The organism is Streptomyces sp. KLMMK (genome assembly GCF_036961605.1).
GTDB classification, from domain to species: Bacteria; Actinomycetota; Actinomycetes; order Streptomycetales; family Streptomycetaceae; genus Streptomyces; species Streptomyces telluris.
Genome location: NZ_JBAMDC010000022.1, coordinates 1 through 21081, shown reverse-complemented (window position 1 = coordinate 21081; position 21081 = coordinate 1). Strand labels below are relative to the sequence as shown.

Below are 21081 nucleotides of genomic sequence, written 5' to 3'. Positions count from 1 at the left end.
GCGGTAGCGCGGGGCGCCAGCGCCCTCCCCGGCAGCGAGATCGGATGGTCGGTCGGCACATGGCCAAGATGCATGCGGACGAGGCGGACATCGATGCGGGCCTCGTCCAGCGGTTGCTTCGCGCCCAGTTCCCCCAGTGGGCGGGCCTGCCCGTCCGGCGCCTGGCGTCCGGTGGGACGGTGAACGCGATCTACCGGGTCGGCGACGAGCTGACCGCCCGTCTGCCCCTCACCGCGGGCGGCGCCGAAGGGCTGGAGGCGGAGGCCAGGTGGCTGGCGGAACTGGCGCCTCTGGTGCCCGTCCCGATCCCGGCGGTCGCAGGGACGGGGGAGCCCGCCGAGGGTTACCCGTGGGCGTGGTCCGTCCACCGGTGGATCGAGGGCGAGGTGCTGGTCGAGGGGCGGGTGGCCCGGCCCGAGCTGATGGCCCGTGACCTCGCGGGATTCATCACCGCCATCCGTAAGGCCGACCTCGACGGCGGCCCTCCGGCACACCGCGGCGGACCGCTGACCGGTGCCGATGGGGAGACCCGGGACGCGATCGAGGCGCTCCGGCGCACGGACGAGCCGTTCGACGCCGACGCGATCCTCGCGGTCTGGGAGGCGGCGCTCGCCGTCCCGGACCGGCCGCGGGCGCCGTGCTGGATCCATTCCGATCTCATGCCGGGCAATCTGCTGGGCGCCGGGGACCGCCTGGCCGCGGTGATCGACTTCGGCACCGCGGGTCTCGGCGATCCCGCGGTCGACCTCATCCCGGCGTGGAACCTGCTGCCGTCCGCCGCCCGGCAGGTCTTTCGTGACCACGTGGACGTCGATGACGACACCTGGGCGCGCGGGCGCGGTTGGGCGCTGTCCATGGCGGTCATCCAGCTGCCGTACTACCGGAAGACCAACCCGGTCATCTCCGCCAACGCCCGCTACGTGATCGGGCAGGTTCTGGCGGGCTGAGCGGCGCGTGCCGTTCGGGGCGCGGGTGGCCGGGTGGCCGGGTGGCCGGGTCGCCCGGTGGTCCGGTGGTCCGGTGGTCCGGGTGGGCCGAGGAGTCAGTCCGCCGTGGCGTCCGCCGTTTTCCGCAGCCCGGCCGCCAGGTCCTCCACCATCGCCATCGTGCGACGGTGGAGCCCGCCGCCGAACGTGACCCGGGCGGCGCCCATCTCGCCCAGCTCAAGAGGTGCGGGCCCGTTGGGGAGGGCGATGGCGTTGACCGGTACGGGAACAGCGCGGGTGATCTCCGGGAGGAGCTCCGCGGGGGCAAGGATGGGGTACACACAGTCGGCGCCGGCGAGGGCGTAGAGCCGGGCGCGCGCGATGGCGGAGGTGGCATCCGGGGCCGCCCGGTCGCCCCGCAGGAAGGTGTCGGTGCGGGCGTTGATCACGAGCCGGCCGCCGGCCGCGGCCCGTACCTCCGCCAGCCACTCGGCCTGCTCGGCCGGGTCCTTGAGGCGTCCGGTGGTGCGGTCGCTGTCTTCCAGGTTGCAGCCGACGGCGCCGGTCTCCAGCAGCCGCTCGACGAGTTCGGCGGGCGGCAGGCCGTAGCCGTCCTCGATGTCGGCGGAGACCATCACGCCGTCCTCCGCGACGGCCCGTGCGATACGGGCGACCGCGGTGAACATCTCGTCCGCGGGGGTGCTGCCGTCGTCGTGGCCCAGGGAGGCCGCGATGCCGGCGCTCGGCGTGGCCAGGGCCCGGAATCCGGCGGCCGCGAAGGCGCGGGCGCTGGCGGGGTCCCAAGGGCCGGGCAGGACGAGCGGGCCGCGCCCGGCACGGTCATGGTGCAGGCCGCGGAAGGCGGCGGCGTTGCCGGTGATGGGTGTCATGGGAACGACCGTAGACGCGGACGATTGCGCGGCGGTGGTCCACTTGAGGGCCCGTTTCATGGGCCATTGCGGGGCGATGGGCGACAGGTGACGAGCGAGGGTCGGCGTGCTCGGCCCCCGGCGGGGCGACCGACCGGCCGGGCCGTGGGGGCGGGTGTCCGGCACAAGGGCAGGCGTCGCGAGTGCCGGCTCGCCGTCACTGCCGGTCGAGGGCGGCGGCGACCCGGTCCATGATGCCCTGCCAGTGGGCCCGCTGCCGCTCGCGCTCTTCGGCGCTCGCCAGGCGTTCCTGGTGGAAGCGGAGGACCGTCCGGGCTCCGTCGGCGGCGGGGGTGGCCGGGGTGAGGGCGACCTGGACCGTGGTGGTGCCGTGGGTGACGCGGATGCGGTCTCCCGGCCGGTAGCCGCGCACTTCGCCCGTCACTCCGGCGGCCGTCCGGTAGGGAGCGCCGCGCTCCGGGGTGAGGTCCGCGCCGGGGCCGAGCCAGAGGGCGATCCCTTCGGGGCTGCTGATGAAGTCCCAGACGGCGGGTGCGGGGTGGGGCAGCGTGCGGGACACGCCGATCTGCCAGCCGGCGTCCTTGGTGAGTCCGGTGGGCATGGCGGTCATCCTTCCTCGGAGTGGCGGGCGCGCAGCGCCCTTACCTTGTGGCGGTTGCCGCAGTGCTCCATGGAGCACCAGCGGCGCCGGCCGGGGCGTGAGGTGTCGACGTAGACGAGGTTGCAGTCCTCGGCGGCGCAGGTGCGGATGCGGTGCGCGTAGGGGCCGGTCAGCAGCTCGACGGCGTCCCGGGCGACGGTGGCCGCCAGCTGTGTGCCATTGGGGGTCCCGGCCCACTGCCGCTCGCCGGTCGGTGCGACGGCGGGGGCCAGGGAGGGGCGGGCAGCCGCTTCGTTGATGGTCTCCAGGTCGCCCTGCGGGTGGGGCTCGCCGTGCGTGTGGGCGATGACCACGCGGAACAGCGCGTCGCGCAGCTCCCGCATGCCGGTCACTTCGGCCTCGGATATCTCCATCACGGGCGTCGGCGTCAGCCGCGACCGCTCCGCCCAGGCGGCCAGGTCGGCGGGCTCGTGCAGGACTTCGAAGCGGCGGTACGGGCCGGGGCCGCCGGTGGGCAGCAGTTCCAGGCACAGGGCGCCGGGGTCGAACCGGTAGGCGACGCCGGTGTGGGAGCGCAGGGTGAGCCCCTTGGCTGCGGGGGAGTCCATGCCATCAGTGTAACCGGTTATATCGGTTACGGCGGCTATACTGGCGGCATGGCATTGAACTGGAAGCTGGTCATCGACAGCACGAACGCACCCGCCCTCGCCGACTTCTGGGCCGCGGCCCTGGAGTACGAGGTGGAAGACCCCAGCAGGCTCGTCGAGCAGCTGCTGGCCGCCGGTCACATCGGCGAGGAGGCGGTCCAGGAGCACCGTGGCCGCAAGACCTTCCGCGGGTACGCCGCGATCCGCCACCCCGAGGACCCGTTCGACGAGACCAGCGGCGTCGGCCGCGGCCGGCGCCTGCTCTTCCAGGACGTACCCGAGGGCAAGTCCGGCAAGAACCGCCTGCACGTCGACGTGCACAGCGAGCCCGGCGGCCTCGATGAACTGGTGACCCGGCTGGAAGGGCTGGGGGCGACCCGCATCCGCGAGGTGAACCGGGGCCCGGCCGGGCACTGGTGGGTGATGCAGGACCCGGAGGGCAATGAGTTCTGCGCGGCGTAGGGCCGTGCCGGCGAACCTTCTGTGCCCCAGAGCGTGACAGTCCCTGACTGTGAAGTGATTCACAGTCAGGGGCTGTCACGCTTTTCCGGTGCGGTGTGTCTCGATGGGTGCCCGAAGGAAAGGAGCCGGTTCGTCGTGGACGCATTCACCGAGCACCGCCCGCTGCTGTTCACCATCGCCTACGAGATGCTGGGCAGCGCCACCGACGCCGAGGACGTGCTGCAGGAGAGCTACCTGCGGTGGAGCACAGTCGACCCGGCCGCGGTCGAGCACCCCCGCGCCTACCTGGTCCGCGTGGTGACCCGGCAGTCCCTCAACCACCTGCGCTCGGTCAAGGCGCGGCGCGAGGAGTACGTCGGCACGTGGCTGCCCGAGCCGATCCGCACCGCACCCGAGGTGAGCGAGGACGTGATCCTCAACGAGTCGGTGTCGATGGCGATGATGCTCGTCCTGGAGACGCTGAACCCGGCCGAGCGCGCGGTGTTCGTGCTGCACGACGTGTTCGGCTACACCCACGGCGAGATCGCCGCCTCGATCGGGAAGACCGAGGTCACCGTCCGGCAGATCGCCCACCGCGCACGCCGGCACGTACACGCCCGGCGCCGCCGCTTCGAGCCCGACTCCGAAGCCACCCGGGAGATCGTCCAGCGGTTCCTGCTCGCGACGACGACCGGCGAAGTCCAGGCGCTGATGGACCTGCTGGCGCCCGACGTCGTGCAGGTCTCCGACGGCGGCGGGAAGGTGTCCGCCGCCCGCCACCCGATCACCGGCCGCGCCGAGGTCGCCCGGTACGTCCTCGGTGTGGCCCGCACCAGCGTCACCGCGACGACCCGCATCGAGCAGGCCGCCTACAACGGCATGCCCGCGGCGCGCTCGCTCACCGACGGTGAACTGGACTGGCTGCTCGCCTTCGAGATCCACGACGGACGGATCACCGGCCTCTACGTCATGCGCAACCCGGACAAGATGCACCGCACCGATGCCGTGCACCCACTCAACAGGGGAGAACGCCAGCCATGGAAACCATGATCGTCGAGCGCACCATCGACGCCCCGATCGACGCCGTCTTCGCCTGGCTCACGACGACCACGAACTACACGTCCTCGCCCCTGGTGCTGCGCTGCCGCCTGACCCGGCGCGGCGGGAACGCGCCGTACGGCGTCGGCGCGGTGCGCAGTCACCTGTGGCTGATCGGCTGGTTCCGCGAGCGCATCACGCACTACGACGCGCCGTACGCCACCGAGTACGTCGTGGAGCGGAGCCTGCCGCCGTCCCGGCACGAACTCGGCCGCATGACGTTCACCGAGACCGACGGCGGCGGCACCCACGTCCGCTGGACCACGCGCGCCGAGATCCCCGTCCCGCTGATCGGCGCCTTCCTCACGCGGCGCCTCGCGCGGCCGATCATCACCCGCACGTTCGGGAACATCCTCGCCGCTGCCGATGCTGCGCTGGCCGGCCGCGCCAGTGGGCACCGGGGGTGACGGCTTACGGTACATCTGTAACGTAGACGGGCTTGCCTGGGTGGGGATGGGGTGGTCGGGGGGTGAGGCGCCCGTTGGCTGGCGCGGGTGAGATGGGAGGTTGTGTCGAATGTAGGGATGTGTCCGTATTGCGTATGCTCGGTCCCCTGGTTACAGTACTTATGTACTGAAAGCTGCCCCGAGGAGAGATCCCGATGAAGGCCCCCGCACGATGACCGCTCTGCGCCGTATCACCGCTGCCGAACGCCGTGCCCGGCTCGCCGGACAGCACCTGCTCGCCCCCGCCCGCCGGGCCGCCGCACCGCAGGAGGTCGCCGGGGCCCTCATAGGCCTGCACGCCACCGACCCGGCCACCGTCTTCCTCTCCGCCGCCGCCCGCATGCACACCCCCACCGCCGCGGCCGTCGACCATGCCCTCTACGACGCCACGCCTCCGCTCGCGCGCATCCGGTGCATGCGCCGCACGATGTTCGTCACTCCCCGGCACCTCGCGCCCGTCCTCCACGCCGCCACCACCAAGGACGCCCACCGCAACCGCGGCGACGCCGTGGAGCACCTGCGCACCACCCTCGGCTGGACCCCCGCCCGCTACGCCGCCGTGGAGAAAGCCACCCTCGGCGCCCTGACCGCCCGCGGCGGGGCCACCGCCGCCGAGCTGGCCGCCGACATCCCCGACCTGCGCGAGTACTACGCCGTCAACCCCGGAAAGTCGTACGAGACCCGCCAGCGTGTCACGGCCCCCATCCTGGGGGCCCTGGCCGCCGAAGGCCGCATCCACCGCACCCGACCCGCGGGCTCGTGGACCTCGGCCCAGTTCCGCTGGGCTCCGGCCGAACCGTTCCCCGCCGTGCCGGCCCCCGAAGCCAGGGCCGCGCTCGCCCGTCACTACCTCGCCGCGTTCGGGCCGGTCACGGCGGCCGATCTGAAGTGGTGGACGGGGTGGACCCTGACCGACACGCGCAAGGCCATCGCTGCCACCGGCGCCGAAGCCGTCGAACTCGACGAAGGCACCGGTTACCTCCTCCCCGAGGACAACGAGCCCCTGGCCGAGGGCGAGCCGGAACCGTGGGTGGCGCTGCTGCCCGGCCTGGACCCCACCCCGATGGGCTGGCGCCACCGCGACTGGTACCTCGACCCGGCCCACACGGCGGCCCTGTTCGACCGCAACGGCAACATCGGCCCCACGATCTGGGCCGACGGCCGCATCATCGGCGCCTGGGCCCAGCATCCGGACGGCCGCATCAACCACCACCTCCTCACCGACTCCGACCCCGGCCGCCGTACCCGCGCGCTCATCACGGCTGAGATCCGGCGCCTGACCGCCTTCCTGAACGGCACCCGGGTCACCCCCTGCTACCGCACCCCTCTCGAACGCCGGCTCGCGAGCTGACCTGCCGCCCATGAGGCACGGTTGGCGATAGCCCAGGGCGCCGGAATCGCAGGTTCATCGGCGCAGAGACGGCTGCCGAGGGTCGGTGCCTGCCTCGCGGGGGAGGGAAGGCGGGCGGCGCGTCCCGGGCGTTCAGCCGACGTCGTCGTGGCCGGCCAGTGCGCGGAGCGCGCCCGACAGTTGGTCAGGGGTGAGCGGCGGTACAGGGAGGGCGGTGGCGGCCTGAGCGGCGGGGGCGCGCAGGCCGTCCAGGAGGAGGCGGAGGTGGCGCCGCCAGGCTTGCGGGGCGACGGTCACGGAGGCGGGGACGACGCGGCCGAGGGCGGCCTCCTGGCGCCCCGGCCTGATCCGCGGCCTGTCCCGTCTGCCCGTCCGTTACAGCTCGACGCGGTGACCGGCCGCTGCCTGCGCGGATGCGCCACAGAGACCGGTCAGCCGCAGCGGCCCGTCACACGGGGCGACGGGGCCAGGTAGAGGTACCAGTCGGCCCCGTCCGGCATCCGTAGGACGCACGGCGTCCAGCCGCGTGCGAACCCCGGCGCCCCCGGGACGCGAGCGGCGGTAGCCACTGGTTCCGACCGGGCCCGCTGCAGCAGTTCGCCGACCGTGGTGGACGTGTTGTTGCCGGTCAGCGCTTCGGACGAGCAGCCCGCGTGGAAGGCGACGGAGACGACCTCGGGACCGACCAAGGTGCACGGCCGGCTCAGACCGGCGCGGTGGAGGCGTTCGGCGGCCTGCAGAGTGTCGGCGCGGAGGCGCACTTGATCGCCGACTCTCCGTTGGAGTACGAGGTATTGGGAGGTCAGGTGCAGGGCGAAGGCGGTGCCCAGCACCACGGCCACGACCGGCCGCCATCGCCGCCGGGCGCCACGCAACAGGGTCACGGCGAAGGCGGCGACGGGAATGGTGAGTTGGGCGTAGGCGGGGATGAGGAAGCGGGGGGCCGCGTAGTCGAGGAGGAAGAGGTACTGCAATGACATCGCCGCCGCGCAGGCCAGGGGCAGCGCTATCACAGCCACCCCTGGCGTGCCGCGCCGGACGGCGGCGGCGGTTCGGCCGCCGTGCCGGTGCCTGACCCTCATGGTCAGGGCCAGGGCCAGGATCAGGGACGCGACGGCCACGACGGGCGTGGCGAGCCACCACAGCGACAGCAGCGGATAGTCCCAGGGGATGTGGCACGGGCGGCACAGCAGCGGCCCGTTGAGGGCGCGCAGGTGCATGCCTAGGGTGTTGGTCCACCCCATGCCGCCCTGGACGCCGCTGCCGTCCCGCAGCCGGGCTACCGGACCGCCGAAGTCGGTGTACGCCTCGGCGAGCCACGGCACCAGCCCGGCCGCGAGCCCGCCCACCACGGCGGCCGCCGGGCGCCACCGGCGCCACGAGGGCACCATTGCCACCGCTGTGAGCAGCGCGAGCGCGAGGAAGGCCGCGTCGGGTGGGCGCATCAGCGCGGTGAACGCCACGCTCGCCGCCACCCACGCCCAGGCGCCGCGCCACGCCGGCCTGACGGCACCAGTAGTGGTGGCGGCAGCGGCAGCGGCAGCCCGCAGGAACCACCCTGTGGCGGCCGTCGCCCCGTAGGCCACGTACAGGTTCGGCATGACCTCGCCCGCGTAGAACTGCACGACCCACAGGCCGGCGAACGCTGCCGCGGCCACCGCTGTCACGACCTCACCGACCAGGCGGCGCCATGGCCAGAACGCTGCCACCAGGCCGGCCGTGGCCAGCGCCACCATCCAGGCCCGCAACACCACCACCGATGCGCTGAGCAGCACCGCAGGCGCGGCCAGCCAGCTGATGCCCCGGGCCCGCGGCGCGCTGAAATACGCGGCCGGCACCCGCGGGCTCACCTGACTCACGTATACGGCCTCGTCCCAGCCCAGCGGCAGCCGCAACGGCACCACCAGCAGTTGCACCACACCGAAGACCACAGCCACCCACACCAGCGGCACGCTCCCGCGCCACCGCCGGACTCCTGTTGCGCGGCGGGTGCGAGTACGGGCCGGGCCGGCCCCGGGTCGGGCGGTGGGCCCTGTTGGGGGAGTGTGGTCGTCCGCGACCGGGCGGCCGGTTCGGGACAAGCTGTTCCAGGACGAGCTGACCCAGGGCAACCTGTTCCAGGGCAAGCTGATCAGCCGGTACCCCGGGCCCGACCGGTCCGGCATGCCACGCCCTCCTCACCTCCCCGAGTGGTCACGGTTGGCTTTCACAGTAAGTTCCCTGTGTAACGGCCGCACCGTGGTGCCATGCCTACGGGGGCGTCGCCTGGGCGCCGGCTGTAGCTGGCGGCAGGCTGCTGCAAGCGTCCAGGAGGGCGGCGAGCCGGCGGGAAGGCGGGTCGGGGCGCACCGCCAGGTACGTCCGGACGGCGGGTGCAGGGGTGGCGAAGGGGCGGAAGGAGATGCGGGGAGCCGGCTGGATTTCGGCTTGTGAGGCGTAGTAGACGGTCCAGCTCGGCCTGCCGGTGGCTATCGCGGCCAGGGTGTCCTGGTCGGTAGTGAACGCAGCGCCCATGACCGGTTCGAAGCCGGTTGTGCGGCAGGCGTTGATGACCGTGTCGACCAGGAGGGGGTTGGTGTCGCGCGGCGTGATCCGTAGGGGCAGGCCGGCCAGGTCGGAGAGGGCTACGTTCGGCTGCGCGGCCAGAGAGTGTCCGGCGGGCAGCGCGGCGACGAGGGTGTCGCACCAGAGGGGGAGAAGCTCCAGGCCCGGGCTGTGGTCTGCACCGTCCGTGCGGGGTTCGAGGTCTGCACCCCGGACGAACGCGGCGTCCAGTTCGCCGTCGCGGACTTGCTGGAGCCTGGCCGCCTGGGGCGCACTGACCAGCTCGACCAGCAGCTGCGGGGCCCGTTCGGTGAGGGCGGTCAGCACGGCGTCCAGGCGGAGGCCGAGTCCGGTGCTGGTGCCGACGCGCAGGGTCGAGTCCTGCTCGGCACGGAAGGCGGCCATGGCCTCGTTCGCCGAACGCTCGGCCTGGAGGAGGGCGTGGGCGTGCGCCAGGAACGTGTGCCCGGCGGCGGTCAGCGTCACGGCGCGGGTCGTGCGGTCGAACAGCTTCAGGTCGAGCTCACGTTCGAGTCGCTGGATCTGCTGGCTGACGGTCGGCTGAACGATGTGCAGCCGCTCGGCGGCCCGCCCGAAGTGCAGTTCCTCGGCCACCGCCACGAAGTAGCGCACCTGCCGCAGTTCCACGCCGCCCCCCTGCTGACGCTCTTATTGATCATGGTCCTTGATCAGTCTAGGAGCGGACTGCTCATTGGTCGTCACCGGCCTGTCCGCTGGAATCGCTCCGGGGGCCCAGGAATCCCAGGGAGCCCAGGAAGCCCAAGGGGCAGGGGAAAGGAATACGACAATGGCCCACGCGACCGTCAACGGCACCACGCTCCACTACCAGGACTTCGGTTCCGGCCGGCCCTTGGTGTTCCTGCACGGCTGGGGTACCAGCGGCCGGGTGTGGGACGCCCAGGCGGCCGACCTGATGACCGACCACCGCGTGATCACCCTCGACTGGCGGGGCTGCGGCAGATCGGACCGGCCTGCCACCGGCTACACCATCGCCGACATCACCCACGACATCCTGGGGTTCGCCGACGCCCTGGAACTCGAACGTCCGGTGCTGATCGGATCGTCGATCGCAGGGGCGTTCACCATCGAGGCCGCGCTTGCCGCCCCGGAGCGGATCGGCGCGATCGTCCCGGTGGACGCGGGCATCCACCACTTCTGCGGGATGCAGGAGGCGATGGAGAAGCTGCTGGCGGACCTGCGCGCCGACAGGGCGGGCACCCTGGCCGACTTCGTCCCGCACTGGTACCGCCCGGGAGTCAGCCCAGCCCTGATCGACTGGACGGTCCGGCAGGTGCTGGACTCCACGTTCCTCATCGACCGGCTCGTCGTCGACCAGGCGGACTACGACCCGCGCCACCGGCTGGGCCGCGTGCAGGTCCCCACCCACTTCCTGCACGGTCAACTGGACACCGAAGTCCCGCTGTCCGTTCCCCAGGAGTGCGCCGGTCTGATCCCCGGCGCGCGGCTGACCGTCATCGAAGGCGCCGGCCACATGCCGCAGCAGGACCAGGCCGAACGCTTCAACCGGGCGCTTCGTGAGGCATTGCGCTGAACAACCCTCAATAGCTCTGGACAGCCCTCAATAGCTCTGAACAACCCTCAACGGCTCTGGACAGCCCTCGACCGCCGCCCCCGCCCGCCCTGTCCAAGCACCCGGCCCGAACTCTCCGGAAGAGAAGCACCATGCCCGTAGCCGATGTCGATGCCGATGTCGACGTCGCCGTCTCCGGCGGCATCAGCAAGGCCCACTACCTCGTCACCGGAAAGGGCCCGGGCCTGGTCCTGGTCCACGGCACCGGTGCCACCGCGCAGAGCAACTGGGGGCCGCTCATCGAGGCCCTCAGCGACCGCTACACCATCGTGGCCCCGGACCTGCCGGGCTCCGGCGGCACCCGCGACCCCGGCGGGCCGATCACCCTCCATGACATGGTCACCCACGTCGTGACGGCGGCCCAGGACGCCGGCCTCGAACACTTCCACCTGGTCGGGCACTCCCTCGGCGCCGTCGTGGCCACGGCCACCGCAGGCCTGCACCCCGGCATGGTCGACTCCCTGACCGCCCACGCCGGATGGGTCCGGACCGACGCCCGGATGGCGTGCCAGTTCGAACTGTGGAGTCGGCTCGTACGCACCGACCCCGCCGCGCTCGCCCGGATGCTCCTGCTCACCGCCATGGGCAAGGACACCCTTCGCGCCTGGGACCGGACGACGTTCGCACAGGCGGCTGCCGCATTGACCGACATGCTGGACGCCGACCGGGACGGCGTCGCCCGGCAGTCCGAAGCCGACATGGGGATCGACATCACCGGCCTGCTCCCGGACGTCACCGCCCCGACGCTGATCATCTCCAGCGCGGACGACCGCATCGTGTACCCGCACCACCAGCACGAATTGGCCGATGGGATCCCTCACGCCCGGGTTCTGCGCGTGCCGGGCGGACACGGCCTCCCGGCCGAGAACCCGGACCTTCTCACGGCCAAGGTCGCCGAACACCTCGACCTCGTGCAGAGTCTGATGATGTGAAGTCATGGGAAACGCACCGGGCGCTGCTGAACCGGCTGCTGCCGGACGACGAACCGGGCGATCTGGCCGTCCGCCGCGGCCAGTTCCATCACGTGGTCATCGACGCCGACCGCGTCGTATGCCTGCCCCGTGCGGAGGCGGCGGCCGCCGGACTGCCGGAGCGGGCAGCCGTCCTGAGCACGCTCGCCGGGCTCGATCTCGGCTTCCGCACGCCTGAGGTGTTGGCCACCTCCGGGGGCGGAGGAGACCATGACGGGGACGGGACGCCGTTCCTGCTTCTGAGCCGTATCCCAGGGGCGCCTCTGGAGGCCGGGGCGCTCGACGATCCCGTCGTGGCCGATGCCGTGGAGGCCCAGTACGCCTCACTGCTGGCCGGACTGGCCCGGGCCGGCGCCGACGGGACGGTACGAGCGGCTCTGCCCCGGTCCCCGAAGACCGGTGGCGGCAGTTCGCGGCGGACGTGCGCGCAGAGCTGCTCCCCCTCAAGTCCGGCACCGGACGACGGCGAGCCGAGCGGGAACTCGCGGCACTCGACACCCTTCCCCACATCACCGACGCAATGGTGCACGGCGACCTCGGCGGGGAGAACGTCCTGTCGTCGCGATCCGCGGCACGTTCGCCCTGCAGCAAGCCCTCGCCGGGCGGCGTGGGCCGGGCGGCGTGGGCCGAGGGAGACCGCAAGGCTTCCTCGGCCCGACGCCATGGGAAAAGTGCACTGCTCCCAGAGAAAGCGCGCTGCTCTCAGAGCAGGCCGGTCACAGGGTTGATCAAGGCTCCGAGGAAGGCGTGGAGCCCGGTCACCGCCAAGCCCAAGAGCTGACCGACATGGGGCAAGATCATCGCTGCACTCCTGTCATATGGGCCGCTCATCATTGCGGCCTGGTGACCGGGTCAACGACGTCCTTTCCGGTCGGACACGTCCAGTCGGCCGGCCGTCCTCCAACGGCTACCGGCGTCCGCGTAGCCGCCCGAGCAGCTTGCGGGCTTGGTCGCGTTTGCGCGGGTCGGCTGCAGCGCGCCGGGCCGACGCAATGGTCCGCTGTCCCTGTGGGCTGCGGGCGAACTGCTTGATGCGTGTCAGCAACCCCGCCATGGCTCCTCCTTCGGGCTGTCTGTCTTCCGTTTACCCGATGGGATCCCGGTGATGTCCGTACGAGGTCGGCGGACTGCAGGGTCCTGGAGCGCCTTGGAGCGCGTACGGCGGACACGCGTAGCTCACCGACTCCGGCTGTGGGGCGATGGAGCCCGAAGGTTCAGCAATGGCAATGGCTCACTGGAGGGGTCGGTAAATCCCCGTGGCGGACGGGTGGGTGCCGACGAGCAAGTCACGTGGCCTATGACTCGGATGATTCAGATGGCTCGGACGACTCGGACGGCTCGGACGACTCATCGACCTCCGTCTCGACCCTGGGGAGGAGCAGGATGCCCCACGTGACCAGCACCGCGCCCACCGCTTCCGGGACAAGCCACCAGCCGGTCCGTACGCGCTCGCCGTACACCAAGCCGCCCAACGCCAGGCTGACCAGCGCCTCGCCGAGGGTGAGGGCCGGCTGAGAGGCCACCAGCGGCCCCGACTCCATGGCGTTGGCCAGGAGGAAGAGCGCCAGACCGCCGGCAGCGAAGAAGCCGTACGTCTGCCAGCAGGTGAGAAACGCTCCGGCGCCCTGTCGTTCGAAGACGTCGGTGGCGGTGGTCATCAGGGTCGCCGTCAAGGCGTAGCTGATCGCCGAAGCGGAGCTGAACAATGCCGCCCTGCTCATACCGCGGGGCCTGGTGAGGGCGGCCATGACGCAGAGGGCCATGGCGCCCAGGGTGGAGACCAGGGTGAGGACCCACACCCAGGCGGAAACCTCCTCGTGCCCCCCGGAGGGTGCGGCGGCGACCAGCGCCAGCCCAAGCCCGAAGGCCACCATGAGGGCCGCGGCCCAGCCGGTCGCGGAAAGGCGGCGGTGGGAGAACGCGCAGGCGATGACGAGGGTGAAGGGCAGTTCCGTCACGAGGATGGGCTGGACGAGCGACAGCGACCCGAGGTTCAGGGCCAGCGCCTGGCACGCCGCAGCGCCCACGATCACCGCGACCCCGCCGAGCCATGCCGGGTTGTGCAGCAGATGCCGGATGAGGCGCACACTGAACGCGTCCCCGTGAGGCACGGTGCGTGCGCCGATGCGCTGGAGCACCGTACCCGTCGCGTTGGCCGCGGCCGCCAGCAGGGCGAAGGCCGCGGAGAGCAGGGTGGCTGACATGCAGTCCTCCCGTCGTTCGTCCGTACCCCGGGCGTGACCTCACCGGCCGTCACGTGGGAAAGACGATCACATGGGCGGGCGGACCGGGGGAAGCGGCGCGCAGGACAGGTCGGCTGCTGGGGGAGCTTTCCTGCAGGGCGGGCCGGGGCAACGGGAGCCTGGCGGGGCCGGATCATGCCTGGTGGCTGACCTCGGCCCGCTGCATCGCGAGGCAGGCGCCTCGGGCCGGGCGGCGGCCGGTCGGGTAGGCGGTCGGGTGGGCGCCCGGCTTCCCGCCGGTGGGGCAGCCCCGTCCCGAGACCACGTGACCCCCGGACACGTGGTTTCGGGACAGGCACGGCCCCGCTCGGAGGGAGAGCGGTCTACTTGTCGGCGGTCAGCTTGCCCGCCACGCCCCAGCTGTCGGCCGGAACCTCGTGAATCCATACCTGCACGGCCTCGGCAGGAATGTGCAGGGCATCCACGAACGCGTCGGTGACGCGAGCCACCAGATCACGCTTGAGCTCGATGTCACGGGGACCCTGCTGGATGGTGACGATGGGCATGATGCGCTCCTTGCTTCTTGACGGGAGTGCCTCACCGGCCGTTCCGGTGCGGTGCGTTCCGTCGCTGGAAACAGTTCACCGCGTGGGGCAGTTGCCCACCCAGACCCGAATGACTCTCGCAGCGATCACGATTACTGATCACTGGCCAGCAGCCACTGGCCACCGATGACTGATCGCCGACGGCGCGGACCACTGATCAGGTAGCGAGAGGCGCCCCGTCCGGCGGCCGGATACGGTCCGCCACGGCATCCTGAAGCAAGCCGACCAGCCGGGAGGAGGCGCCGCCCCGGACCACCAGCTCGACGGGCAGCCGCAGCCCGGGCTCGGAGAAGGGGACGAAGGCCACACGCGGCAGCCGCATCAGCTGGGCGTTGCCGGCGTAGACCACCGTCCACATCGGCGTGCCCGAGCCGATCGCCGCCAGGGTGTCCTGAAGACTGCTGAATACGGGCCCCGGAGTGGGCTCGAAGCCCGCCTTCCGGCAGCCGTCGAGGACGAGGTCGACCAGCGCGGGGTGATGACGCCGCTCGGTCAGGCGCAGCGGCAGCGCCGCGAGCTCGGCGAGAGTGACTGCCGGCTGCTCGGCGAGGGGATGCCGGGCGGGCACTGCCGCCACCAGCTCGTCGTCCCAGAGCAGGCGGCGCCGCAGCTCGTCACCACCCTGAGTCGACGCACTGTCGAAGACCGGCGCACCGCCACGTACGAAGACGGCATCCAGACGGCCGTCGGCGAGCCGCGCGAGCCGCTCCCGTACGGGCAGCGCAGTCAACTCCACCCGGACGTCCGGCGCATGCTCCCCGAAGGCCTCCAGCACGCGGTCGAGCCGCTCGCCCAGCCCGGTGATGGTGCCGAGCCGGAAGATGCCCCGGCTGCCGCTGGTCAGCTCCGCGGCCACGGCCCGGGCGGAGTCCTCTGCCGCGAGGACGGCGCGCGCGGCAGGGAGGAAGGCCTGCCCGGCCGCGGTGAGGCGGACGAGCCGGGGCGTCCGGTCGAAGAGCTCGATCTTCAGCTCGCGTTCCAGCCGCCGGATCTGCTGACTGACGGCCGGCTGCCCGATCACCAGCCGCTCCGCCGCCCGCCCGAAATGCAGCTCCTCCGCCACGGTGACGAAGTAACGCAACTGCCGCAGCTCCACCGGCTCCCCTTTCCCCGTGCCTTTCCCAGGCTCAACGCATCGCCCGATCCTGCCGCACCGGCACGTCACGGAGAGACGCCCCCGCTGCTGTCCCCCCCCGGCAAGCGGTCAGCAGAGCAGCGTCACCACGGCGGAGCGTGCGGCAGCGCTCGTTCACGCGCCGAGTACGGCCCGGACCGCTGCGAGGCGCTCCCTGGCTTCGGACAGCCATCCCTCGCGCATGTCGAGCGGCACGGCGACACCGATTCCGGTACTGGCCCCGTCGTACACCTCGACGACGTACGGGTCGTCTGCGACGAACCGGAGGCAGGCCGAGCGGCCTACTCTCGGCCCCGCTCAGGACACCAGGGACTGCTCCTCCAATTCGGTCAGTTTCACGGTGCACAGACCGCCGCGCTCGGTCTTTACCTCCGTCACCTTGAGCTGTGTGCCCGGCGAGAGGATGAATTCCTCCTCGCCGGTGAAGGCGGAGAACTTGCTGATGCCCACGGCCCGGGCGGGTACCACCTCGAAGAGCGTCCGCTTGCCGCGGCTGCCGAGGAATTGCCGTGCCACGCTGAGCTTGGGCGTGCACGAGGACACACCCCACCAGGTCACGGTCCGGCCGAGCGGGTACTGCGCGCGCAGGTCCAGCGAGACGCCGCGCCACAGCGGCTCGGTGCGGGCGGGAAGCTGCGACACCGCCGAGAACAGCAGCCGCAGGTAAGGGAGGTACGGGACGATTCTGGCCCGGTCCGGGGAGCGCAGGACCTTGTTGATCTCCCGGTAGAACGCGGATTCGCAGGTGTAGAGGTAGAGGGCGGCAATCGCGTCCGCGGACAGGCTGCCGTTGCCGGCCGCTACCTCCGCCCGGCTCTTGCCGAATTCGTGCGACAGGTCGACGTGCCAGTCGAGACCGGACAGCAGCTTGGCGACGGGGGCGACGGCGTCGCGGAACTCCATGAGCGGGGTGTCGAAGACGCCGGTGATCGCGGGGAGGGCGAGGCCCTCGTCCTTGACGCTGGCGAGTCGTTCGAGGTAGAGCTGGTGCTGTTCCATGGTGGACGTGATGAACGCGCCCATCCGTTCGGCGACGTCGTTGTCCGTTCCGCCGGTCCCGCCGGCACTCTCCGTGAGTTTGTTCCAGCCCTTGCTCGGCAGCCAGTCGATCTGGTCGGCGCCGAACGATGCGAGGGCATCGTTCACCATGTCGAAATGGTCGCCGTCGCAGAAGATGTCGCCCTGCGCCGCGGGGTTGGGGTGGTCGATGTGCCGGACTTCGACCTCGGGGTACTTCTCCTGGAGCCGGAGGACGATCTTCTTCAGATTGCGCGCGTGAGCGCCCCACCATGCGAAGACGACACCACGGTCCTCCTCGTCGGCGTTCTGCTTCGCCTTGAGGATCTCCTCGACGATCCGCTCGGCGACCGGGCGCCAGAACGCGGTGTGCGGGTCGGCTCCCCGTGCCCCCTCACTGCTGGCGGTGAGCGCCGCGTTCAGCAGGAGCACGCCCTGCGTGAGCATCGCCTGGAACCATTCCGGCGGCTGGACGGTGTCCTGCTTCTTCAGCAGCGCACGAATGTCGGCGATGGGCGTCTTCTTGGGAATCCCGTACTTCCACATCGCCGCTGCCTTGATGATGCAGCGGATGCTGACGACCCTGCCGAACTGGCTGTCCTTCCAGTCGTGGAAGGTGTTGTCGAACATGGCGATGCCGGTGGCGCTTTCGGGTCGCGGATACGGGTTCTGCCCGAATATGACGACCTTCCACTTGTGCGGTGGATTGGGCTTGAGCGCCTGGAAGGTCAGTTCGCGTACGGGGACGACTTCCGGGCCCCGGCTGGGACCGATGAACCTGGCTGCATCCGGCTGCCCTTCGATAACCGGTTTGAGGAGCGGAAGCCACGGTTCGCCGCCGCCTTTGAACAGTTCGGCGAGGGCCAGAGGGTCATTCGGGTCGGGCTGGGCCGGGGTGTTGGCATCACTCATGGTGGAGAAACTCCGAATTATCGAACCGTGCTGATGGGGACATGGTTGGTGAGGCGGGCGACTTCCGCGCAAAAGTACTGAATGCGACAAGAGGGGGCAGGAGCCCCAAGCGCCGTGCGTGCGGCCGGTGGGCTCTCGTCGGAGCGTCGGAGGTCAGGGCTGACCTGCGGAAATCTGGCGGCAGGCTAGCACCGGCGCAGTGTGCCCGCAATCGTGACGACAGGTCACGAACGACTGCCGTCACCGGCGTTGTCAGTGGGGCAAGGTAGCTTCGTGAGTGGTCGAAGGACCGGTTGCCGATTGGAGTGCACTATGACCGTGAACCGCATGCAGTCCCCGCTCAGGGTGGTGCTGACCGACATCAACACCAAGGTGGTGGAGGCATGGCGGGCGGCGTTCGCCGACACCTCCGGGATCGAGATCCGCAAAGGCTCGATCCTCGATGAGGACGTCGATGCCTGGGTCACCCCGACCAATTCCCGGGGCCGCATGGACGGCGGGGTCGACGCGGCCATCAAGCGGCACCTCGGAGCCGGAATCCAACTCCGTGTGCAGCGGGCGATCCGCAACCAGTTCGCGGGAAGCCTCCCGGTAGGCGCTGCGGTGTGTGTGCCGTCCGGGGCCGTCAATCCGAAGTTCCTGATATCGACGCCCACGATGGAAACGTCCTCGGAGAACGTGAGTGAGACCTTGAATGTGGCCCTGGCGTGCGCCGCCGCATTCCAGGCGATCCACCGGCAGAACAAGGAGAAGCCGGGCAGCATCCAGTCCGTGGCACTGGTCGGCATGGGCGCACAGACGGGCCGGGTGCCGGCACGCGTGTGCGCCAACCTGATGTGGACGGGCCACACGCTGTTCAACGACTACTACTTCGATGACTACGACGACCTGCGCAGCACGGTCATCGGGCAACTCGACGACATCGAGAACGCACCGGCCGAACAGCGGGTACGCATCGAGCCGCCCAAGCGCTCGTCCTCCCGTCGCTGACGAGGTTCCTCCCTCCCGTCGCTGACGAGGTTCCTCGCGGCGAGACCTGCTCCCATCGCATCCCGCCGTTCCCGACGTCAGTTGACGACGGGCGCGGCGCGGGTGATGCGTATGTCTTTGAATGCCATGGTTCCGAGGGGCACTGTGGTGGTGCAGCACATCGGGCCGGCTGTCCCTCCCGCCTAGGGTGCGGGCATGACCGCGTCCCACTCCCCGCACCCGCGGAACCCCCTGGGCCCCCTGAACCCGCTGAACTCCCCACCCGCTCCCGAACCTTCGGATCCACGCCCTCACCCGGTGGCCACCGCGCTCGACCTGCGTGGGCGTACGGCGCTCGTCACCGGGGCCGCGGGCGGCATCGGAGCCGCCTGCGCGCTGCGGCTGGCCGCCGCCGGTGCGCGGGTCCGTGCCCTGGACCGGGACGCCCTCGGCCTGGACGCCCTCCACGCACGGGCGGCCTGCCTGCCCGGCGCCGTCGAGAGCGTGCTGGTCGACCTCACCGACCTCGACGTGGCCGAGGAGGCGGCCGCCGGCGCCGACATCCTCGTCAACAACGCCGGCACCCAGCTCGTACGCCCCATCCAGGACTTTCCGCCGGAGGAGTTCCGCGCAGTCCTCACACTCCTCCTGGAGGCACCCTTCCGGCTGCTGAGGGGAGCCCTGCCGCACATGTACGAGCGGGGCTGGGGCCGCGTCGTCAACATCTCCTCCGTACACGGGCTGCGAGGCTCCGCCTTCAAGTCCGCCTACGTCGCCGCCAAGCACGGCCTTGAAGGTCTGTCCAAGGTCACCGCCCTCGAAGGGGCGCCACACGGAGTCACGTCCAACTGTGTGAGCCCCGGCTACGTGCGCACCCCCCTCGTCGAGAAGCAGCTCGCCGACCAGGCAGCTCTCCACGACATCCCGGTCGAGAGCGTCCTCACGGGGATCCTCCTGGCGGACTCGGCCCTCAAACGCCTCATCGAGCCGGGCGAGGTCGCCGAGGCGGTGGCGTACCTGTGCGGACCGCACGCCTCCTTCATCACCGGCAGCACCTTGACCATGGACGGCGGATGGACCGCCCACTGACGGACGGGCACGGGCATCCGACAGCCGGCGCGCCGCCGGCCGGCGGCGGTAAGCCTGAGCCTGTGCCCATGTCCGACGATCATGCCGAGACCGAGACCGAGACCGAGACCGAGACCGAGACCGAGACTGAGACCCCGTACCTCGCGCTGCTCGCCCGCGGCGCGCCCGCCGGGGAGTACGAGCATCCGGTACTGCGCGCCCGCGCTGACGGGGCACCGCCGGAGCGGCTCGCCGCCCTCGACCGGGCCAAGCACCTCGCCCTGCGCGTACGCGCCGAGCTGGAGGACCGGCGACGGCGCGAGGCCGAGCTGTCGGCCCTGTTCGCGACCGCCCACGACCTGGCCGGCCTGCGCGACCTCGACGCGGTGCTGCAGGCCATCGTGCAGCGGGCCCGCTCCCTGCTGGGCACGGACGTCGCGTACCTCACACTCCACGACCAGGCCGCCGGCGACACGTATATGCGCGTCACCGACGGCTCGGTCTCGGCCCGCTTCCAGCAGCTGCGGCTCGGCATGGGGGAGGGGCTGGGCGGACTGGTCGCCCAGACCGCCCGCCCCTACGTCACCGACGACTACTTCGACGATCCTCGCTTTCAGCACACCCGGGCCATCGACTCGGGGGTCCGCGACGAGGGCCTGGTCGCGATCCTCGGCGTGCCGCTCAAGCTCGGCAGCCGCGTGATCGGAGTGCTCTTCGCGGCGGACCGCCGCGCCCGGGCATTCAAACCCGGGCAGACCGCGCTCCTCGCCTCGTTCGCCGCACACGCCGCCGTGGCCATCGATACGGCGAACCTGCTGGCCGAGACCCGTTCCGCCCTCGCCGGCCTGGAGGCCGCGAACGAGATCATCCGTGATCGCAGCGCCGTCATCGAGCGCGCCTCCGACGTCCACGACCGGCTGACTGCACTCGTCCTGCACGGCGGCGACGTGGACGACGTCGCCGCGGCCGTCGCGGAGAGCTTGGGCGGGCGGGTCACCTTCCTGGAAGCCGGCCAGTGTCCCCCGGCCGCCGTGGACCGCTCCCGCGCCGTAGCCGTACGCCACGAGGACGGCTGGTACGCCGCCGTCTCCGCAGGCGGTGAACTCCTCGGAGCCCTGGTCCTGCACGGGCACGCCGGGCTCGACCCCGTCGACCAGCGCACCCTGGAACGGGCGGCCATGGTCACCTCGCTCCTGCAACTCGCAAGCCGCCAGGCGGGCGAGGCAGAACAGCGGGTACGGGGCGAGCTGCTCGACGACCTCCTCGACGCGCCCGGCCGCGACCTGCGCCTGCTGAGAGCGCGCGCCGCACGCTTGCGCGCGGACCTGGACACGCCGCACCTGGTCCTGGCGGCGAGGGTGGTGGAAGGCACGGCGGGTGCCGCGCGAGGCTGTGCCCCGAGTGAACTGAATCCGGCGAGTGCGTTCAGCCAGGCGAGTGGGCTGGGCTCGACGAGCCCGGCGCTTCCGGCGGGCCCAGCCCGCCCGGCGAGTCCGGCGAATCCGGAACGCCCTCCGGACGATGGAGAACACGCCGGTGACGGGGCCACGATCACATGGCCACCCCCGCCCCCGCCCGCGGACCACCGGCAACGCCTGTGGTCCGCGGCGTCCCACCTGGCGGCGACCCGGCACGGCCTGGCCGCGGCCCGGGACGGAGGCACGG

General features: G+C 71.4%; 20 protein-coding genes and 2 pseudogenes. 11 read left to right on the top strand and 11 right to left on the bottom strand.

Annotated features, from left to right (window positions below):
- Nucleotides 1–68: 68 nt before the first annotated feature.
- Nucleotides 69–947, top strand: a complete 879-nt coding sequence (locus V7793_RS06820; protein ID WP_335582029.1) for an aminoglycoside phosphotransferase family protein — start codon at nt 69–71, stop codon at nt 945–947.
- A 95-nt stretch (nt 948–1042) separates the two neighbouring features.
- Here V7793_RS06820 and V7793_RS06815 read toward each other — a convergent pair whose 3' ends face one another.
- From V7793_RS06815 to V7793_RS06805, 3 genes are all read right to left on the bottom strand, one after another.
- Nucleotides 1043–1816, bottom strand: a complete 774-nt coding sequence (locus tag V7793_RS06815; protein WP_335582001.1) for an isocitrate lyase/PEP mutase family protein — start codon at nt 1814–1816, stop codon at nt 1043–1045.
- 196 nt (nt 1817–2012) lie between these two features.
- Nucleotides 2013–2417, bottom strand: coding sequence for an SRPBCC family protein (locus tag V7793_RS06810; protein ID WP_335582000.1), 405 nt, complete (start codon nt 2415–2417; stop codon nt 2013–2015).
- A gap of 5 nt (nt 2418–2422) precedes the next feature.
- The gene (locus V7793_RS06805) at nt 2423–3025 is read right to left on the bottom strand and encodes a CGNR zinc finger domain-containing protein (protein WP_335581999.1); all 603 of its coding nucleotides are present in this window, start codon (nt 3023–3025) and stop codon (nt 2423–2425) included.
- A gap of 48 nt (nt 3026–3073) precedes the next feature.
- Between V7793_RS06805 and V7793_RS06800 the strand changes: the two genes are divergently transcribed.
- From V7793_RS06800 to V7793_RS06785, 4 genes are all read left to right on the top strand, one after another.
- A complete protein-coding gene (locus tag V7793_RS06800; RefSeq protein ID WP_335581998.1) occupies nt 3074–3526 on the top strand; it encodes a VOC family protein in 453 nt (150 codons plus the stop codon).
- Nucleotides 3527–3712: 186 nt separating this feature from the next.
- Nucleotides 3713–4555, top strand: coding sequence for an RNA polymerase sigma factor SigJ (gene sigJ, locus V7793_RS06795; protein WP_443057857.1), 843 nt, complete (start codon nt 3713–3715; stop codon nt 4553–4555).
- Complete coding sequence (locus tag V7793_RS06790) at nt 4543–5010, top strand: SRPBCC family protein (RefSeq protein ID WP_335581996.1); 468 nt, start codon at nt 4543–4545, stop codon at nt 5008–5010. Before sigJ ends, V7793_RS06790 begins: the two co-directional genes overlap by 13 nt.
- Before the next feature lie 211 nt (nt 5011–5221).
- Nucleotides 5222–6400 carry a winged helix DNA-binding domain-containing protein gene (locus V7793_RS06785; protein WP_335581995.1) on the top strand — a complete coding sequence of 393 codons (1179 nt, stop codon included), beginning with the start codon at nt 5222–5224 and terminating at the stop codon, nt 6398–6400.
- Nucleotides 6401–6532: 132 nt separating this feature from the next.
- Here V7793_RS06785 and V7793_RS06780 read toward each other — a convergent pair whose 3' ends face one another.
- The 3 genes from V7793_RS06780 to V7793_RS06770 all read right to left on the bottom strand — a co-directional run bounded on the left by V7793_RS06780 (nt 6533) and on the right by V7793_RS06770 (nt 9592).
- Entirely contained in the window at nt 6533–6697 is a 165-nt protein-coding gene (locus tag V7793_RS06780; RefSeq protein ID WP_335581994.1) for a hypothetical protein, read from the bottom strand.
- Nucleotides 6698–6831: 134 nt separating this feature from the next.
- Nucleotides 6832–8343, bottom strand: coding sequence for a hypothetical protein (locus V7793_RS06775; RefSeq protein ID WP_335581993.1), 1512 nt, complete (start codon nt 8341–8343; stop codon nt 6832–6834).
- A 307-nt stretch (nt 8344–8650) separates the two neighbouring features.
- Nucleotides 8651–9592, bottom strand: coding sequence for a LysR family transcriptional regulator (locus V7793_RS06770; RefSeq protein WP_335581992.1), 942 nt, complete (start codon nt 9590–9592; stop codon nt 8651–8653).
- Nucleotides 9593–9752: 160 nt separating this feature from the next.
- Between V7793_RS06770 and V7793_RS06765 the strand changes: the two genes are divergently transcribed.
- From V7793_RS06765 to V7793_RS06755, 3 genes and pseudogenes are all read left to right on the top strand, one after another.
- Entirely contained in the window at nt 9753–10517 is a 765-nt protein-coding gene (locus V7793_RS06765; protein WP_335581991.1) for an alpha/beta fold hydrolase, read from the top strand.
- A 131-nt stretch (nt 10518–10648) separates the two neighbouring features.
- Nucleotides 10649–11488, top strand: a complete 840-nt coding sequence (locus V7793_RS06760) for an alpha/beta fold hydrolase (protein WP_335581990.1) — start codon at nt 10649–10651, stop codon at nt 11486–11488.
- Nucleotides 11485–12083: pseudogene (locus V7793_RS06755) on the top strand (phosphotransferase); the annotation flags it as partial. The gene V7793_RS06760 and the pseudogene V7793_RS06755, both read left to right, overlap by 4 nt.
- 739 nt (nt 12084–12822) lie before the next feature.
- On the opposite strand, the gene V7793_RS06750 reads toward V7793_RS06755, so the two are convergent.
- The 5 genes and pseudogenes from V7793_RS06750 to V7793_RS06730 all read right to left on the bottom strand — a co-directional run bounded on the left by V7793_RS06750 (nt 12823) and on the right by V7793_RS06730 (nt 17379).
- The gene (locus tag V7793_RS06750; protein WP_335581989.1) at nt 12823–13731 is read right to left on the bottom strand and encodes a DMT family transporter; all 909 of its coding nucleotides are present in this window, start codon (nt 13729–13731) and stop codon (nt 12823–12825) included.
- 362 nt (nt 13732–14093) lie between these two features.
- Nucleotides 14094–14276: a 4-oxalocrotonate tautomerase DmpI gene (gene dmpI, locus V7793_RS06745; RefSeq protein WP_058041880.1), complete on the bottom strand. Its 183-nt coding sequence runs from the start codon at nt 14274–14276 to the stop codon at nt 14094–14096.
- Nucleotides 14277–14472: 196 nt separating this feature from the next.
- Nucleotides 14473–15411 (bottom strand): LysR substrate-binding domain-containing protein, encoded by a 939-nt coding sequence (locus V7793_RS06740; RefSeq protein ID WP_335581988.1) that lies wholly within the window; start codon nt 15409–15411, stop codon nt 14473–14475.
- A gap of 153 nt (nt 15412–15564) precedes the next feature.
- Nucleotides 15565–15717 (bottom strand): annotated as a pseudogene (locus V7793_RS06735) (DUF5959 family protein); the annotation flags it as partial.
- A gap of 30 nt (nt 15718–15747) precedes the next feature.
- On the bottom strand, nt 15748–17379 hold the full coding sequence (locus V7793_RS06730) for an ADP-ribosyltransferase domain-containing protein (protein ID WP_335581987.1): 1632 nt from the start codon (nt 17377–17379) through the stop codon (nt 15748–15750).
- Nucleotides 17380–17691: 312 nt separating this feature from the next.
- Here V7793_RS06730 and V7793_RS06725 point away from each other — a divergent pair, with 312 nt between their 5' ends.
- From V7793_RS06725 to V7793_RS06715, 3 genes are all read left to right on the top strand, one after another.
- Entirely contained in the window at nt 17692–18369 is a 678-nt protein-coding gene (locus V7793_RS06725; protein ID WP_335581986.1) for a macro domain-containing protein, read from the top strand.
- Nucleotides 18370–18564: 195 nt separating this feature from the next.
- Nucleotides 18565–19437 (top strand): 3-hydroxybutyrate dehydrogenase, encoded by an 873-nt coding sequence (locus V7793_RS06720; protein WP_443057855.1) that lies wholly within the window; start codon nt 18565–18567, stop codon nt 19435–19437.
- 68 nt (nt 19438–19505) lie between these two features.
- The coding region (locus V7793_RS06715) for a GAF domain-containing protein (protein WP_335581984.1) at nt 19506–21081 on the top strand (1576 nt) is incomplete at its 3' end.

Excerpts from the sequence above, each read along its gene's own strand:
- V7793_RS06820 (WP_335582029.1), top strand. The coding sequence starts at position 69 with ATGCATGCGGACGAGGCGGACATCGATGCGGGCCTCGTCCAGCGGTTG.
- V7793_RS06815 (WP_335582001.1), bottom strand. The coding sequence starts at position 1,816 with ATGACACCCATCACCGGCAACGCCGCCGCCTTCCGCGGCCTGCACCAT.
- V7793_RS06810 (WP_335582000.1), bottom strand. The coding sequence starts at position 2,417 with ATGCCCACCGGACTCACCAAGGACGCCGGCTGGCAGATCGGCGTGTCC.
- V7793_RS06805 (WP_335581999.1), bottom strand. The coding sequence starts at position 3,025 with ATGGACTCCCCCGCAGCCAAGGGGCTCACCCTGCGCTCCCACACCGGC.
- V7793_RS06800 (WP_335581998.1), top strand. The coding sequence starts at position 3,074 with ATGGCATTGAACTGGAAGCTGGTCATCGACAGCACGAACGCACCCGCC.
- sigJ (WP_443057857.1), top strand. The coding sequence starts at position 3,713 with ATGCTGGGCAGCGCCACCGACGCCGAGGACGTGCTGCAGGAGAGCTAC.
- V7793_RS06790 (WP_335581996.1), top strand. The coding sequence starts at position 4,543 with ATGGAAACCATGATCGTCGAGCGCACCATCGACGCCCCGATCGACGCC.
- V7793_RS06785 (WP_335581995.1), top strand. The coding sequence starts at position 5,222 with ATGACCGCTCTGCGCCGTATCACCGCTGCCGAACGCCGTGCCCGGCTC.
- V7793_RS06765 (WP_335581991.1), top strand. The coding sequence starts at position 9,753 with ATGGCCCACGCGACCGTCAACGGCACCACGCTCCACTACCAGGACTTC.
- V7793_RS06760 (WP_335581990.1), top strand. The coding sequence starts at position 10,649 with ATGCCCGTAGCCGATGTCGATGCCGATGTCGACGTCGCCGTCTCCGGC.
- V7793_RS06750 (WP_335581989.1), bottom strand. The coding sequence starts at position 13,731 with ATGTCAGCCACCCTGCTCTCCGCGGCCTTCGCCCTGCTGGCGGCCGCG.
- dmpI (WP_058041880.1), bottom strand. The coding sequence starts at position 14,276 with ATGCCCATCGTCACCATCCAGCAGGGTCCCCGTGACATCGAGCTCAAG.
- V7793_RS06730 (WP_335581987.1), bottom strand. The coding sequence starts at position 17,379 with ATGAGTGATGCCAACACCCCGGCCCAGCCCGACCCGAATGACCCTCTG.
- V7793_RS06725 (WP_335581986.1), top strand. The coding sequence starts at position 17,692 with ATGACCGTGAACCGCATGCAGTCCCCGCTCAGGGTGGTGCTGACCGAC.
- V7793_RS06720 (WP_443057855.1), top strand. The coding sequence starts at position 18,565 with ATGACCGCGTCCCACTCCCCGCACCCGCGGAACCCCCTGGGCCCCCTG.